This window comes from Aeromonas sp. 75A, from assembly GCF_051919425.1.
Classification (GTDB): domain Bacteria; phylum Pseudomonadota; class Gammaproteobacteria; order Enterobacterales; family Aeromonadaceae; genus Aeromonas; species Aeromonas veronii.
Genome location: NZ_JBQBES010000002.1, coordinates 2,451,039 through 2,465,828, shown reverse-complemented (window position 1 = coordinate 2,465,828; position 14,790 = coordinate 2,451,039). Strand labels below are relative to the sequence as shown.

Sequence of the window (14,790 nt, the reverse complement as noted above, 5' to 3'; positions counted from 1 at the left end):
GATTACGCTGATTTGCCGAACTGGATTGCACTGAACAGCGGGACATCGCCCACACCGGCAACCTGCAGCATGATTTCTCCCGTACCGGGCAAGGCAACACGTTCAACCTTGCTCGCTACATAATTTTTGGTCGCCACCAAGGTCTTGCCCGCCGAGGCCTTGACCTCAAAGCGGTACTCTCCGGCAGGAAGGGGGGGCAGTTCATAATCCAGCCCGCCCGCTTTGCTCTCACCCCAACTCTTGCTGGCCACCAGCACGCCGTGCTGGTCATACACTTTGAGATCCACTTGCTCCGCCGCACTTTGCAGCTCGATTTGACCGCGGATCTTGTGCTCTTGCTGTTGTTTAAGGGTTTTGCTCGGCACCATGACCTCTTTGTCGACCAAAGCGGTACTCTGCAACACCTGCTGGGTATCCATCTTGGTGTTGCTCTGTAACTGAAGCTTCTTCAGTCCCTCGACACCCTCTACCATGCTGAACTGGGCCAGCTGGGCAACATACTGGGCACCATCAAGCGGGTTGGTGGGATCCTGGTTCTGGATCTGCGCCACCATCATCTGCAGAAATTCATTGCGCAGTTGTATCCCGCTATTCTGGTTGGCTTGTGTTTCCTGAGCAGCACCGCTGCCATTGCTGGCGATCTTGGGGTCAGCAACAGCCTGACCCGTACCACGCGCCGTATCCAGACTGCTTATCTGTGGCAGACTCATGGGCTTAGGCTCCCTGACCAAGACGCAGCAAACCTTGCTGCATACTGTTGATCCGGTTGATCACCTCTACCGAGGTTTCAAAACCGCGAGAGGCACTCATCATGTCCGCCATCTCTTCCACCACGTTGACGTTGGAGTAGTAGACAAAGCCATCCTGATCGGCCATCGGGTTGGTCGGCTCCAGCCGTTTCTCGACCTGACGGTCGGACTGTACGATACCCGCCACTTGCACCGACGCAGCCCCGAGGCCATCGGCATCCTGAATCTTCTGATAGAGAGTGGAAAAAACCGGCTTGATGGCACGAAACGCGGCGTCTTCACTGGCGGCCGCGCTATCCACGTTGGCCAGGTTGGAGGCAACGGTATCCAGCCGCACGGTCTGGGCGCGCATGGCACTGCCGGCGATGTCATAAATCTTGTTGAACGACATGGTTAACGGCCCTCGATCGCCTTGGCGATCCCGGTAATCTTCATATTGAGGAAAGTGAGACTGGTCTGAAAATCGGTGGCGTTGTTGGCAAATTTGCCCTGCTCAACCCCCAATTCGGCGGTATTGCCATCCATGGAGACCTGATAAGGAATGCGATAGAGGGGGTGACGCATATCGTCACGCATGGCGCCCTGGCTGATGGCCTGACTCTCCTCGCCCGCAGCAACTTGCTGCGCGACACGGCCCAGAATCGTCTTATAATCGACATCCCGAGCCAGATAGCCCGGTGTATCCACGTTGGCCAGATTTCCCGCCAGAATACGCGCCCGCTCCGCCCTGACATCTAGGGCATAAGGGTGTACGCCGAGGGCGCTGTCAAATGAGATACTCATGCTTCATCCTTTATCGTTCACTCAGACCGGGGTTACCCTTATCAAGACTCATGCCAACCATGAAGATACCTAGTTTCAAGCGGTTACCATGCACCATCCGCTGCAAGCAGATGAGAAATGAGGAAGTGCGACTTCCCGTGTGGAAATGGAGTGGCATCCTCTGGCTTCTGCTGAGCGCATTGGCTCACGGTGCCCCGCAGGCGCAAAGCGCCATGCTTGAACAGTTGCTTGAACAAGATGCCCGCCAGAGTCTTGATGACTACGTAACCCAACAGGGATGGCCTGCAACCTCAGGGGAATTTCGAGTCTGGCTTGCTCCTTCCGCCGAGCACCTTCCTCCCTGCCCCTCACAGTCACTCTCGTTACAAGCAGGTGGCCAGTATCGGCAACCCTGGGGACGACGCCCCTATCTCATCGAATGCACAGATCCCGCCTGGCAAGTGCGCGGGCGGGTAGAGGTCTCGCTACTGTTGCCGGTCTGGGTTGCTGCACGAGATATCGCAAAAGGTCAGGGCATCAGCACCAGCGATCTGGTGGAGAAAGAGTTGGATGTCAGCCGCATACAGCGCGGGTTCACCCCGAGCAATCACTCCCTGCTGGGCCATAAAAGCAACCGACATCTGAGAAGCGGGCAACTCATCGGAGAGCTGGACTTACAAAAGAGTTGGGCGGTCAAACAGGGGGAAGGGGTACTGATCCGCGCAGGGAAAGGTGAGTTCTCCGCCACAACCAGAGGGGAGGCCCTCGGTAATGGCGCAATAGGCGACGGGATCAGAGTGAAAAATCTTAGCTCTGGCAAGCAGATACAGGCATGGGTGACTGATATAGGGGAAGTTGAAACCCGTTTTTGAACCAAGATCGCAATTTGATTCAAGTTCGACAAGCCTTGGGTCGCTTGTCATAAACAGACCATCAGGAATTTATGTTATGAAAATTACCCGTACTGACTCGCTCTATATTCAAAACCAGCCCGGCCGCAAACCGGAGGTAACGACCAAGCCGGAAACCAGGTCCGCACAGTCATCCGAAGCACGGATCAGCAGCACAGCGCAGTCAGTAGCCAACGCCCGCAGCCAGCTGGCCACCACATCCGACGTCGACATGGACAAGGTCAACGAGATCCGCAAAGCCATCAGTGAAGGCAAGCTGGAGATCGATCTGGATGCGCTGGGTCAGGCCATTCTGGATATGCATCGCCGATGAGCGTGGATACCAAGGCCACCGTCAAGGCATTGATCCTCGGGATCCAGCAGGATTACGGCCACTATACCGAACTCACCGCCCTGTTGCTGCGCCAACATGCACTGCTGGCAAGCCATGATGTCGATGGCCTGCAAGTCCATAACGAGCAGCAGACAGCGCTGATGGCCAAGGTGACACAACAGGCAAAGTTACGCTGCCAGCAGCTGCAGACATTAGGCCTCAAACCCGATGAGAAGGGGATGGCCACCCTGATAGCCAAGCTGCCACTTCCCCTGCGCACCACGGTAACCAATCAATGGCAACAGCTTGAACAGCTGCTGCACCAGTGTCTGCGCCAGAATGATCTCAATGGCCGCCTGCTGGCAGGCCAGATGGAGACGATTAATTCGCTGTTGGGACAAGATTCAGGTTATCGTGACCCGGACAGCATCACGGATTAACCCTCCGTCTTACTCTTTGCGGGTCAGGTGACGCAAACTCGCCAGCTCATCCAGCTGTAGCTGATCCCGCCTCTCCTGCTGCTGGCGAGCAACATCATCACGTCGTGCCAGCAATAGCTCCAGCCCCTTGACCCGCCCGAACTGCCGGACAAGTTCTCCTTCGTGGCGCTCCAGATCCAGTCTGGCCAGCGCAGATTGCTGCACCTGATGGGAGAGCAAACGGCGCAACTGGCCATCCATCTGTTGCTTGTTTTGCCATAGCAAAGGGTGAAACTTGTCGGAACCGGGCCGCAGCGAGGAGATCACTTCCTGCAATTTGTGTGCTCGCTGCTCTTCCCGCAACGCCAGCTCCCGCAAGCGTCGACGCTCGGCGCCAAGATTTTCCAGCTCTTCCTGTTGCAACCCCAGATAAGACTTCAGCATAACGAATCCTTATCCCTGCCCCAGCACCTGCTTGAGACCAACCATCACCTGCTCAAAGGCCATCTCTTCATGCAAGCCTTGCTGCAGAAATGCCGCAATCCCCGGATAACGCTGAACAGCTTCATCCATCTGCGGATCGGCCCCGGGTTGATAACCGCCCAGTGGCAACAGCTCACGCACTTGCTGATAGCGTCCCCATAGCTGGCGCAAGGTGACCGCCAGCTTTTGCCATTCGGCAGGCACGACTTGTGGCATAACCCGACTGACCGAGGCACCGATATCGATGGCGGGATAGTGGCCCTCTTCCGCAAGACGGCGGGTCAGCACGATATGACCATCGAGAATGGCGCGCGCCGCATCGACCACCGGATCCTGTTGGTCATCCCCTTCCGCCAGCACTGTGTAGAACGCACTCAGACTGCCATCCGGATGCGTGCCGTTACCGGCTCGCTCCACCAGCTGGGTCAGCATGCTGAATACCGAGGGTGGATACCCTCTGGTGGCAGGAGGTTCACCGATGGCCAACGCGATTTCCCGCTGTGCCTGGGCATAGCGGGTCAGCGAATCCATCAGCAGCAGCACATCCTGCCCCTGCTCACGGAAATACTCGGCAATCCGGTGGCATAGCTGGGCCGCTCGCAACCGCATCAGGGGAGATTGATCTGCTGGCGCCGCGATGACCACAGCGCGAGCCAGGCCTTCCGCCCCCAGACTGTGCTCGATGAATTCGCGCACCTCACGGCCCCGCTCACCAATCAGCCCCACCACGACGATCTGGGCAGCGGTATTGCGGGTCATCATGCCCAGCAACATACTCTTGCCGACCCCCGAGCCAGCGAACAGACCCAAACGCTGACCCTTGCCAACCGTCAGCAGGCCATTGATGGCGCGGATACCGACATCCAGCGGTTCACGTACCGGGGTTCGCAATAGCGGATTGGGGGGAAGAGCAAACAGGGGGACACTGTCACCAACGTCGGGTAACGGCTGTCCGTCGAGGGGCTGCAGCAGTCCATCGAGTACCCGCCCCAGCAGATGACTACCAAGCCGAACAGTTTCTTCTCCATCGATCGGTTCGACCTGAGCCCCCGCGAAGAGGCCACTCATCGGCTGCAGCGGCATCAGGTAAGAGATATCCCGGTTAAAACCGACCACCTCGGCCAACAGAGGAGCTCCACTTGCCGTGCTGACACGACAACGCTGCCCCATCACCAGTTTGCAGCCGACTACTTCCAGAGTCAAACCGGTCACTCGCACCAACCGGCCAAAGCGACGAAATGCGGGTAGCTCATCCAGATTATCCAGCGCACTGGTCAGAGCCTGCTGCAAGGCTTCATGCATCTTGCGGCACGTCCAGCGAGCTGTTGAGCTGTTCGATGCAGGTTGCCAGGCGGGAGCTGGTACTTACCTCGACGACGGCTGCGCGCGTTTCGATACGGGCATCGCCTACCCCAAGTGCTGCATCAACTTGCAATGGCCACCCTTCGCAGCGAGTCACCCCCTGCTCGGCGAGTCGCTGTCGGTCTCCCTCATTGAGGTAGATCACCAGCTCTTCCGACTCACTCGGCAAGGTAGCCAACGCCTGCTCGACCTGATTCATCACCTGCTGCGGATTGAGGGTGAACTCGGCCATGATGACCCGCTTGGCCACCTGCGCCACCAGCTGGGCAATCAGCTCTTTCTGCGCGGCCATCCGGGCCCGGCTCAGTGACTCCCACTGCTCTTGCAGCTTGGCAAACGGCACCATTGCCTGTTCGAAGGCGGCTCGCCCCTCCGAAAGGCCCTGAGCAAACCCGCGGGTTTGCCCTTGTTGCAAACCGGTACTCTCGCCTTCCTGCAGGCCGCTGGTCAGCCCTTGCTGATAGCCGGCCTGATAACCTTCGTCATGACCTTGCTCCAGCCCCTGTTGATAGCCGAATTCAAACTGTTCTTGCTGACTCCGGGCCTCTTCCCCACTCTGACCGAGCGCAGGGAAACGATACAGACGGGTCGCCCCAGGCATCAATTTGCGCACATTGTGACTCATGAATGCCTCCTGTTAACTGACGGTGGGCTCTTCGAACAGCTGGAACTCGATCTCGCCCTGCTCCACCAACTCGCGGACCAGTTGCATGACCTCTTCCCTTGCCTGCTCGACCTTGCGCAAAGAGACACTGCCCTGGTTCTGGATCTGATCGTCCAGCGCCTGAGCCATCCGCTTCGGCATGGCACCCAACACCACCTTGCGGAAGCTGGTTTCGGTGTTCTTGAGAGCCAATGCCAGCAATTCGCTGGGCAGCTCCTGCACCAACCGTTGCAAGGTGTCGTCGCTCTGACGGCGCAACGCCATGAAATCGAACATGTTCTTCTCAATTTCAAGCGCCATGTCACCATCGTGTTCCCGCAACAGGGAGAGCATCTGCTCCTTGTCACCCTGATAACGGTTGAGAATATCGGCTACCTGCCGCACCCCGTTTACCTTGGCACCAGATTGATCCGCCACGTAGGTGAGACAGCGATCCAGTGTCAGCCTGAGTTCGCCCAGCACATGTTCACTGACACTGCTGAGACTGGCGACGCGCACCAGCAAATCGTCATGCACCGAGCCGGGCAAGGCATCAAGCACGGCGGACGCAGTCTGGGGCGGCAGGAAGGCCAGCAGCACAGCCTGCATCTGGGGATGCTCGTTGCGGAAGAAACGTGCAAGCACATCGGCAGGTACCCACTGCAGACGCTGGATATCCTGGCTCATCACATCGCCGTACAGACTGTCGAGCAGACTACGGGAGAGTCGTTGCCCCAAAGCAAGATCGAGCGTCTGTTCCAGATACTCCCGTGAAGCGCTGCCAATTCCGCTCTGCTCACGGTAGTGATTGAAGAACTGCTGCAACGTCCACTTTGCCTCCATCGAACTGACGCCAGAGAGAGAGGCCATCTTGGAAATCAAACGCTGCACCTCGTCGCGGGAGAGCTTTTGCATCACCTTGGCCGCAGATTCGGTCCCCATGCTCAGCAACAAGATGGCGGCCTTCTCAAGGTTGTCGATATCGATATCGACGGCACTCTGATTCAAGTTAACGCTGTTCATTGCCACTCACCCATGCTCTGACAACCTCCGCCACCCGGGCGGTATCTTTTTCAACCAGCAACTGCAAATGCTTGAGCTGAACCTCCAGCTCGGATCCAGGTTCCGGCAACGACTCCATATCGAGTGACGAGAACTGGGGCTCCATCTTGTTGTCAGTACGGATCAGACTATTTGAAAGAGCAGACGTCAGCTGGGGATCATCGTCATCCCTGCGCATGGACAATCCGACTGTGGGCTCCAGCTCTTCTTCCGTCTCACCCATTTCCATATCCGGCTGCTGTTGGGTGCGAACCAGATGTTTCACCAACGGACGAATACCGAAGAAGACCAGTGTCAGGCCAAGCAAACCTCCGACCAGATAGCGCAAGGAGTCTTGCCAGTAGGGGGTCTCCCACCAACTGGATTCGGGAGCGGCTACTTGTACTGCACCATTGAAATCGAAGGCCTGCAGACTAATCTGATCGCCACGCGTCTCATCGAAACCGACAGCACGCTCTACCATCTGACGGATCTGTTCCAGCTGCTCGGCACTCCAGCCACCTTTCGGTGCAATCTGCTGGTTAAGCAGAATTGATACGTTAATTCGTTCCAGACGTCCCTGCTGGTAACGGGTGTGTACTATGGTGCGACTGTTTTCGTACTGCTTGCTGACTTCCTGACGCTCGGTACGAGTGTCGTTCTGTTGTGTAGCGGTATTGGCATTTGCATTGCTTTTGTCAGCACCAGCCTTTTCATCTTTTGCCGCAGTTTCAGGCGGGCGGTTGGATAACGCCCCCGGGATCCCCATCGCCAGCGCATCGATGGTCTTGTCTGACTTGTTGGACTCGCGAGTAACCACCCCTTGTGGATCGAGCTGCTGCTGGGTCTCTTCAACAGCGTTGAAGTTAACGTCTGCCGCAATCTGCACCTTGAAATTGGTGCTGCCGAGCATGGGATAGAGCATGTCATTGGCACGCTGACGAATGTATTGTTCCAGCTTGCGGACATACTCCATCTGTTGAACGCTCTGCTTGCCAAAACCGACCTTGTCCCCCAGCTCTGCGCTGAGCAACTGGCCGGATTGATCAACCACAGTGACGGCACCGGGCTTCATTCCGGAGATACTACCTGCTACCAGGTTGGCAATCGCCTCGACCTGACCCGCTTCGATGGATTGGCCCGGTTGCATATCGAGCATTACCGATGCGCTGGGTTTCTCCTCATCGCGCCCCACGAATAGCGTGCGTTTCGGAATAGCCAGATGAACACGGGCACTGCGCACGGCATCGAGCGCTATGATGGTGCGGGCCAGCTCCCTTCCAGGGCATGACGATAACGCGCCCCTTCCATAAATTCGCTGGTACCCAGTCCGGTTACGTTATCCAGCCCTTCCAGACCAGACGGCATGGCTGCACGCACCCCTCGTGCAGCAAGCGCCATCCGGACATGAGCCAGCTGGTTTTCAGGAACCAGTACCTGACCGGTGCTCTTTTCCAGACGGAAAGGCACCTGCTCTTTCTCCAGCATCTCCATGATGTTGGCGGTATCGTATAGCTCCTGTTTGCCATACAAGGGCACATAGTTTTTGCTGGAGGTCCACAGGATAACGACTATGGTACCGGCCACAATGGCAGCCAGCAGAGCAATGGTCAGGATCGATTTGTTGTCACGGGAGAGGGTACGCCAATTGCGCAATCCCTCTTGTAGCCTGATCTTGAGCGAATCAGGGGCAGCCCCCTGAGGAGACGTTACCAGTTCAGTCATCTGTTACCTCAGAGCGGCATGCGCATAATGTCATCAAAACCGGTCATCAGCTTGTTGCGAACCTGCATCAAGGCTGAAAAACTCAAGCCGGCTTTTTGACTCGCCACCATGGCGCCCACCAGATCATCGCTCTGCCCGGCATCGACGGATGCCATTAATTTTGACGCGACATTCTGCTGTTCATTGACGCGCCCGACCACATCCCGCATGGCATCGGTAAATGATGCTCCCGACAGATCATTGGATTCGATAGAAGGGGTCTGGCTTGCGACACGCTGCATCTCCTGCATCTGCTGCAGTAGCGTCACCTGTGATGACATCATCTGAATCTTCACTTTTTATCCCTCTGCTTGAATCTGCTGTTCAATATCAATGCCTTGCTCACGCATCGCCGCAAGCTTGTAGCGCAGTGCCCGGGTTGTCATGCCCAATGCATCTGCTGTGCGGGTACGATGGCCACGAAAGCGGCGCAAGGTCTCTAATACAAATTGGAACTCGGCATGCCGCCGGGTTTCACTTAACCCCTCGGGAGCATGCCACGTGTCTGCTGCGACTGTTTCTTCGGGAAGAATACAATTTGGCAACATCAAATCGACGGACTGTATATGCAAACCACGCGCCATGATTAATGACCGTTGAATGACATTATCCAGCTCTCGTACATTTCCTGGCCATTCATATGACAGCAACAACTGACAGGCACGTTCACTCAGGCGATAGCCCTGTTGGGATGCATAACGCTCAATAAAGTAGTTGGCCAGCGGAATAATATCCTCAGGACGTTCACGCAATGCGGGCCAATTCATTGGCAATACATCAAGACGATAGAAAAGGTCTTCACGAAATAGCCCACATGCAACCAGTTTGCGCAGATCTTTATTGCTGGCGGCAATGATTCGAACATCAAGAGCAATCGTTTGATTGCTGCCAAGTCGCTCAACTTCTTTTTCTTGCAGCACCCGTAATAATTTAGCCTGCAGGTTCAAAGGAAGCTCTGATATTTCATCCAGCAACAGGGTTCCCCCCTGAGCCAACTCAAATTTGCCGGGCTGGGCAGAAACAGCACCGGTAAATGCACCTTTATTGTGGCCAAAAAGAATTGACTCAAGCATTGCCTCAGGAATTGCTGCACAATTAATCGCCAGAAATGGTTTTTCCGCTCTGACAGACATTTCGTGAATATAACGGGCCAACCGTTCTTTACCGGTTCCTGACTCACCACCGATCAGAATGGTGGCAGAGGTTTTGGCTGCTCGTCGGGCCAGTTGCAAGACCTGCAGGCTCATGGGCGACACAGCGATAAGATTGGGGATCGCCTGACGAAGGCGTAGAGCACCACGGACAGCATCGAGCAATTGCTGGGGGCAGAAGGGTTTGACAATATAGTCAACAGCCCCGGCACACATAGCTTCCGCAGCAATGGTGGCCTGGTGCTCATTGACCATGATGACACAATCAAGTCCTTCGAATTCACGCAGAATACGCGGCCCAAGCTCGGTCATGGCATCCATATCGAGCAGGATCAAATTGACATTACCATCAGCAATAATGCCCTTTGATTGTTTAACAGAATTAACGCTTGATACCCTGATGCCTTCCTTGGATAGGATTTTTTCAACCTCATTTTCGGCAACTATTAGCGGCTGAATCAATAATATATGTGGCCCAGCCAAGCTATCGCCACACAACCCGATTGTTGTATTTATTGGTAATCCCGAAGACATAGACGTCTGACACCTGTGATTGTGGATAGAACAATCAATAGAGCTGAATTATCAGACACAAAGGAGAAATACAAATTCGCACTTAAAAAAGTGAAATTTGTATCTAGATGGTAACAGAATTGTATCCAAACTCACCTTGGTAACCCCGCTGTCATTAGCTTTCCTGCTGTTAGACCGGAGGCTTTGCGTCCTGACTTTTCAGTTCAGTTTGCCCTTACAATGTGATAACACGCCCCGCCTGATGGGCTAAGCGTGTGGCAACACAATTAATATTGTTTTTGTTATTTAACTTTCACACATTGCTGCGTCAATTTTCGCCACATCATATAGTATTCATACGGCAATTCAAGCTGGGGCGGAAAAAACACTTCCCTTCAGGATATTTATCCAACAGTAATTAACCAAGTGTACCAATTACCTCCACCCGTAGCTCTTCAGGTATCTCATTGTAGGAAAGCACTTTGAGTCCCTTTGAAAATGATCGGGCATAACGGGCTATTAACGGTCTCAGTTGCGGCATAACAACCAATACGGGGGCATGTCCCAACTGCTGCAACTGCTCCTTCACCAACGGCATATTTTGCTGCAATTGGGCCAGCAGTTGCGGATCGACCGGAAAGCTGTCCAGCTGGATTTTGCCCTGCTGTTGTGACTGATTCATTGCAGCCAGCAAGGTCTGCTCAAGGCGATCATCCAGCGTAAAGGTGGCCAACACATCACGATTACCAATAGCCTGCCGCACAATCTGGCGCTTCAAGGCACAGCGCACATCGGATGCCAGCAAGACAGGGTCTTTGGTCAACTCGCTCGCATCCAGCAGCGTCGTGGCAACGGTTCGTATATCGGTAAGACTGACCTGGTCCTTTAGCAATTGACGAAACACTCTCAATTGCTGCATCTGGGTCAGCGCCAGATTCAGCTCTTCAGCCAACCGGGGGGACTGACTGGCGAGATATTGGCCCAGTTTGCCAACTTCATCGTGACCAAACAGTGCATCAAGTTGTTCACGCAACAGCTTGCTGGCGTGAGTGGCAATCACGGTGGCCGAATCCACCACCGAGTAACCAAGATTAAGGGCCTTGGCCTTTTGCTCCGGGGAGATCCAGACCGCACTCATACCGTAGGCCGGGTCCTGGGTCAACTCGCCATCTAGCGCGCCATAGGTCTCACCACTGCTGATCGCCATCAAGCGCTGGCAATCCACATTCCCCATCGCCAACGCGACACCGGACAACTTGATCCGGTACTGATCCGGCTGCAGTTGCAGATTGTCGCGCACCCGGATCTCGGGGAGCAGAAAACCGTACTGCTCGGAGAGGGTTTTGCGGATCCCGCGCACTCGTGCAAGCAGTTCAGCCCCTTTATCCGTTTCAGCCAATGGCACCAGACGATAACCAAGCTCGATGGCGACCGTATCGACTGGTGGCAAATCCTGCCACTCCAGTGCTTGCTGTTCAGGCTGAATCATTTGACGAGTCAGCTCTTGCGCTGCATCCAGATCCGGCACATTGACGGCTCGCTTGCTGACACTCCAGCCAGTCCAGGCCAGTACAGCTGCGAAACTGAGGAATGCGAGCATAGGCATCCCGGGCACCAGACCCAGGATCAGCATTATCGTTGCAGAGGTATAGATAACGCGAGGGGATGCCAGGATCTGCTGACCAACCTGATCAGCCATCTCCCCCTCATCACTGACCCGGGTCACGATAATGGCCGCAGCAGTCGACATCAGCAGGGACGGGATCTGGGCAACCAGACCATCACCAATGGTCAGCAGCGCATAACGCTGGAAGGCTTCTGCAACGGGCAAGGCATGCTGGAAAATACCGATGGCCAACCCACCCACCAGGTTGATGATCAGCACCAACATGCCAGCTATCGCGTCACCACGAACGAACTTGGAAGCACCATCCATTGCACCATAGAAGTCCGCTTCTCGCGCGATCTCCTCACGGCGAGCCCTGGCCTGATGCTGATCCATGGTGCCGGCATTCAAGTCGGCATCGATGGCCATCTGCTTGCCGGGCATGGCATCCAGCGTGAAGCGGGCGGATACTTCCGAAATCCGCTCGCCACCCTTGGTGATCACCACAAAGTTGATGATCATCAGGATCACGAAGACCACCAGACCGACGACATAGTTGCCACCGATCACCACTTCACCGAATGCCTGGATGACCTTACCGGCTGCTTCATGCCCTTCGTGACCATGCAGCAACACAACCCGGGTAGAGGCCACGTTCAGCGACAGCCGCATCAAGGTGGCCACCAGCAACACGGTTGGGAATACCGAGAAATCGAGTGGTCTGCGGGCCGAGACGGATACCAGCAACACCAGAACCGCCAACACGATGTTGAAGGTAAAGAGCGCATCCAGCAGCCAACCGGGCAGAGGCAGGATCATCATGGCCAGAATGGCCAATAACATCAGCGGAATTGCGGTATAGGATTGGGTGAATACACGCCAGTTCACAACTTACCTCTCAGGTTGACGTAACTCGGGCGGTACATATAACGGGGCAAGAGGGGTCGGTTTCCTCCCCTTGCCTGCCTCATACGCCCTTAACTGCAATACATGGTTCAATACATAGGCAACTGCCGTGTACAGACCTGCGGGGACTTCCTGATCCACCCTGGTCGAGTGATAGATGGCTCGCGTCAACTCAGGCAAGCTCATCACCATCTTGTCATGCTGCTTGGCAACCTGGCGGATCCGCTCGGCCATGCTGTCGACCCCTTTGGCAATCACGAAAGGGGCATTGGCACGAGCCGCATCATATTTTATGGCCACCGCATAATGGGTCGGGTTAACGATGATCACATCCGCCTGTGGTACCCGCTGCTCGATACGCGCGCGGGCAAGCATTCCCTGTACCAGGCGGATTTTGGCTTTGATTTCGGGACGCCCTTCGCTGTTCTTGTGCTCATCCTTGACCTCTTGTTTGGTCATCCTGAGCTGCTTGTTAAGCGACCAGCGCTGATAGGGCACATCCAGCACGGCAATCAGCATCTGAACGCTCCCCAGCAAAATAAATGCCTGGGAGAGGATCCGTAGCGCCTGCTCGAGGGCCGCCTGAGGGGGCATCCGGTTCATCATCAACAAGGAAGGCCATTGATGATTTAACATCAACGCCAGCGTGCCGCCGATCAGCGTCACCTTGAGCAGTGACTTCAGCAACTCCATCAGGCTGTTCTTGGAGAACATGCGCCCCAGCCCCTTCAAAGGGTTCATCTTCTCGCCACTGGGTAGCAGCTTTTTCCAGGTCAACGCCATACCGCCCGGCACTATGCTGAGCAACACCAGCATCAGGGCCAGAAAACCAAACAGGGGCAGCAGCACCCACAGCATGTTTATGAGCGCTTCACCCAACCAATGGATCATCATCTGCGGGTCACGGGCACCTTGCCAGTCAAAACGCTGCGGACGCTTCATCAACTCGGCAAAGAACTGGCCAAACCCCGGCACCATCCACTGCATCACCAACCCGCCAAGCAGCAGCAAACCGGCAGAACTGAGCTCTTTTGAGCGAGCGATCTGCCCCTCATCTCTCGCTTTCTGGCGTTTCTGGCTGGAGGCCTCTTCGGTTTTGTCCTGTGCGCTGTTCTGACTCATGCCGGGGTCAAGCCTCGCAGCTGTTCAAGCACATGGGTAACCAAATCCAGATAACGGGAGGGCACACCACTGATGGAGAGCGCCATGGTGAGCAACCCGAGCAACAGGGTCATGGGAAAACCGAGAGAGAAGATATTGAGCGAAGGGGCGGTCCGGTTCATCACCCCGAAGGTCAGGTTAACCATCAACATGGCGACAACGGCAGGCAACGTCAGTAACAGGGCGGCACCGATAGACCAACCAAACAAGCCGATCACACCTTTCATATCGATCAGATCCAGAGATGAACCCGGCGGCCAGCTACGCAGGCTCTGCACCAGAATATCCAGTACCACCAGATGGCCATTCAGCCCCAGAAAGAGCAAGGCGCAAAACACCATCATGACCTGACTGATGATGGGTGCAGAATCCCCATTGACCGGATCATTCATCACCGCCATCGCGAGCCCCATCTGCATGGAGAGGATCTGCCCCGCAGTGGTCATCACCATATAGAGCAACTGGACACACAGACCAAACAGCAAACCAAATAGCAGCTGCTCCACCGCCAGGACCAGCGCACCGGCACTGAAAGGATCGACAACCGGCATATCCTTCATCATGGGGGCGAGCAGCAGGCTGATGATGAACGCCAGCATCAGGCGAACTTGCGCAGGCACCCGGGTATCCCCAAAGACCGGCATCACCCAGAATGCCATACCGATCCGGATAAACGGCCACCACCACTGTCCCAACCATGCGGTCAGGTCAGCAGCACTGAGGGACAGCAGCGAATTCATCCGATAAACCCGGGGATTTTAAGAAAAAGATCCTGGAACAGAGTGGTGATCTGCGACAACAGCCAGTTACCCGTAAAGATAAGGGTCATCAAAGTCACGATAAAACGGGGAAGAAAACTGAGCGTCTGCTCCTGGATCTGGGTGGCCGCCTGAAAAATACTGACCACCAAACCTACGATCAGGCCCGGTACAATCAGCACCGAGACCATGGTCACCACCAGATTGACCGCGCCACCAACCAGGGCAACGCTCTGCTCAGGGGTCAT

16 protein-coding genes, 1 pseudogene and 1 riboswitch are annotated in these 14,790 nt (G+C 55.5%); of the genes and pseudogenes, 3 read left to right on the top strand and 14 right to left on the bottom strand.

Annotation, left to right across the window (positions count from 1 at the left end; genetic code table 11):
- Positions 1-2 precede the first annotated feature (2 nt).
- The 3 genes from ACTG2T_RS11555 to lfgB are packed head-to-tail and all read right to left on the bottom strand — an operon-like array spanning position 3 to position 1,532.
- Positions 3-710 (bottom strand): flagellar hook assembly protein FlgD, encoded by a 708-nt coding sequence (locus ACTG2T_RS11555; RefSeq protein ID WP_330124673.1) that lies wholly within the window; start codon positions 708-710, stop codon positions 3-5.
- Positions 711-714: 4 nt separating this feature from the next.
- Complete coding sequence (gene flgCL / locus ACTG2T_RS11550; RefSeq protein WP_019444815.1) at positions 715-1,140, bottom strand: lateral flagellar basal body rod protein FlgCL; 426 nt, start codon at positions 1,138-1,140, stop codon at positions 715-717.
- 2 nt (positions 1,141-1,142) lie between these two features.
- Positions 1,143-1,532, bottom strand: coding sequence for a lateral flagellar basal body rod protein LfgB (gene lfgB / locus ACTG2T_RS11545; protein ID WP_019444816.1), 390 nt, complete (start codon positions 1,530-1,532; stop codon positions 1,143-1,145).
- 212 nt (positions 1,533-1,744) lie between these two features.
- On the opposite strand from lfgB, the gene flgA reads away from it, so the two are divergent.
- The 3 genes from flgA to ACTG2T_RS11530 all read left to right on the top strand — a co-directional run bounded on the left by flgA (position 1,745) and on the right by ACTG2T_RS11530 (position 3,175).
- On the top strand, positions 1,745-2,383 hold the full coding sequence (gene flgA, locus ACTG2T_RS11540) for a flagellar basal body P-ring formation chaperone FlgA (protein WP_330124674.1): 639 nt from the start codon (positions 1,745-1,747) through the stop codon (positions 2,381-2,383).
- Positions 2,384-2,459: 76 nt separating this feature from the next.
- Positions 2,460-2,735 (top strand): flagellar biosynthesis anti-sigma factor FlgM, encoded by a 276-nt coding sequence (gene flgM / locus ACTG2T_RS11535; RefSeq protein ID WP_330124675.1) that lies wholly within the window; start codon positions 2,460-2,462, stop codon positions 2,733-2,735.
- Positions 2,732-3,175 carry a flagellar protein FlgN gene (locus tag ACTG2T_RS11530; protein WP_330124676.1) on the top strand — a complete coding sequence of 148 codons (444 nt, stop codon included), beginning with the start codon at positions 2,732-2,734 and terminating at the stop codon, positions 3,173-3,175. Before flgM ends, ACTG2T_RS11530 begins: the two co-directional genes overlap by 4 nt.
- Positions 3,176-3,184: 9 nt before the next feature.
- On the opposite strand, the gene lfiJ is transcribed toward ACTG2T_RS11530, so the two are convergent.
- From lfiJ to fliQ, 11 genes and pseudogenes are all read right to left on the bottom strand, one after another.
- Entirely contained in the window at positions 3,185-3,598 is a 414-nt protein-coding gene (gene lfiJ, locus ACTG2T_RS11525) for a lateral flagellar protein LfiJ (RefSeq protein WP_005336226.1), read from the bottom strand.
- Positions 3,599-3,607: 9 nt separating this feature from the next.
- Entirely contained in the window at positions 3,608-4,939 is a 1,332-nt protein-coding gene (lfiI, locus tag ACTG2T_RS11520) for a lateral flagellar FliI-like assembly ATPase LfiI (RefSeq protein WP_330124677.1), read from the bottom strand.
- Positions 4,932-5,624 (bottom strand): lateral flagellar assembly protein FliH, encoded by a 693-nt coding sequence (gene lfiH, locus ACTG2T_RS11515; protein WP_019444822.1) that lies wholly within the window; start codon positions 5,622-5,624, stop codon positions 4,932-4,934. Before lfiH ends, lfiI begins: the two co-directional genes overlap by 8 nt.
- Positions 5,625-5,636: 12 nt before the next feature.
- Positions 5,637-6,665, bottom strand: coding sequence for a lateral flagellar motor switch protein FliGL (fliGL, locus tag ACTG2T_RS11510; protein ID WP_005336238.1), 1,029 nt, complete (start codon positions 6,663-6,665; stop codon positions 5,637-5,639).
- Positions 6,652-8,399: pseudogene (gene fliFL, locus ACTG2T_RS11505) on the bottom strand (lateral flagellar M-ring protein FliFL). Before fliFL ends, fliGL begins: the two are co-directional and overlap by 14 nt.
- 17 nt (positions 8,400-8,416) lie before the next feature.
- The gene (gene lfiE / locus ACTG2T_RS11500; RefSeq protein WP_005336241.1) at positions 8,417-8,743 is read right to left on the bottom strand and encodes a lateral flagellar hook-basal body complex protein LfiE; all 327 of its coding nucleotides are present in this window, start codon (positions 8,741-8,743) and stop codon (positions 8,417-8,419) included.
- A 3-nt stretch (positions 8,744-8,746) separates the two neighbouring features.
- Positions 8,747-10,132 carry a lateral flagellar response regulator transcription factor LafK gene (gene lafK / locus ACTG2T_RS11495; protein WP_139400295.1) on the bottom strand — a complete coding sequence of 462 codons (1,386 nt, stop codon included), beginning with the start codon at positions 10,130-10,132 and terminating at the stop codon, positions 8,747-8,749.
- Positions 10,133-10,267: 135 nt separating this feature from the next.
- Positions 10,268-10,355, bottom strand: a riboswitch (cyclic di-GMP riboswitch).
- Between the two features lie 174 nt (positions 10,356-10,529).
- Positions 10,530-12,605 carry a lateral flagellar biosynthesis protein LfhA gene (gene lfhA / locus ACTG2T_RS11490; protein WP_139400293.1) on the bottom strand — a complete coding sequence of 692 codons (2,076 nt, stop codon included), beginning with the start codon at positions 12,603-12,605 and terminating at the stop codon, positions 10,530-10,532.
- Between the two features lie 3 nt (positions 12,606-12,608).
- Positions 12,609-13,745 carry a flagellar biosynthesis protein FlhB gene (flhB, locus tag ACTG2T_RS11485; RefSeq protein ID WP_330124678.1) on the bottom strand — a complete coding sequence of 379 codons (1,137 nt, stop codon included), beginning with the start codon at positions 13,743-13,745 and terminating at the stop codon, positions 12,609-12,611.
- Positions 13,742-14,524, bottom strand: a complete 783-nt coding sequence (lfiR, locus tag ACTG2T_RS11480; protein WP_005336245.1) for a lateral flagellar biosynthetic protein LfiR — start codon at positions 14,522-14,524, stop codon at positions 13,742-13,744. The genes flhB and lfiR overlap by 4 nt, the downstream gene beginning before the upstream one ends.
- Positions 14,521-14,790: a flagellar biosynthesis protein FliQ gene (gene fliQ / locus ACTG2T_RS11475; RefSeq protein ID WP_005336246.1), complete on the bottom strand. Its 270-nt coding sequence runs from the start codon at positions 14,788-14,790 to the stop codon at positions 14,521-14,523. Before fliQ ends, lfiR begins: the two co-directional genes overlap by 4 nt.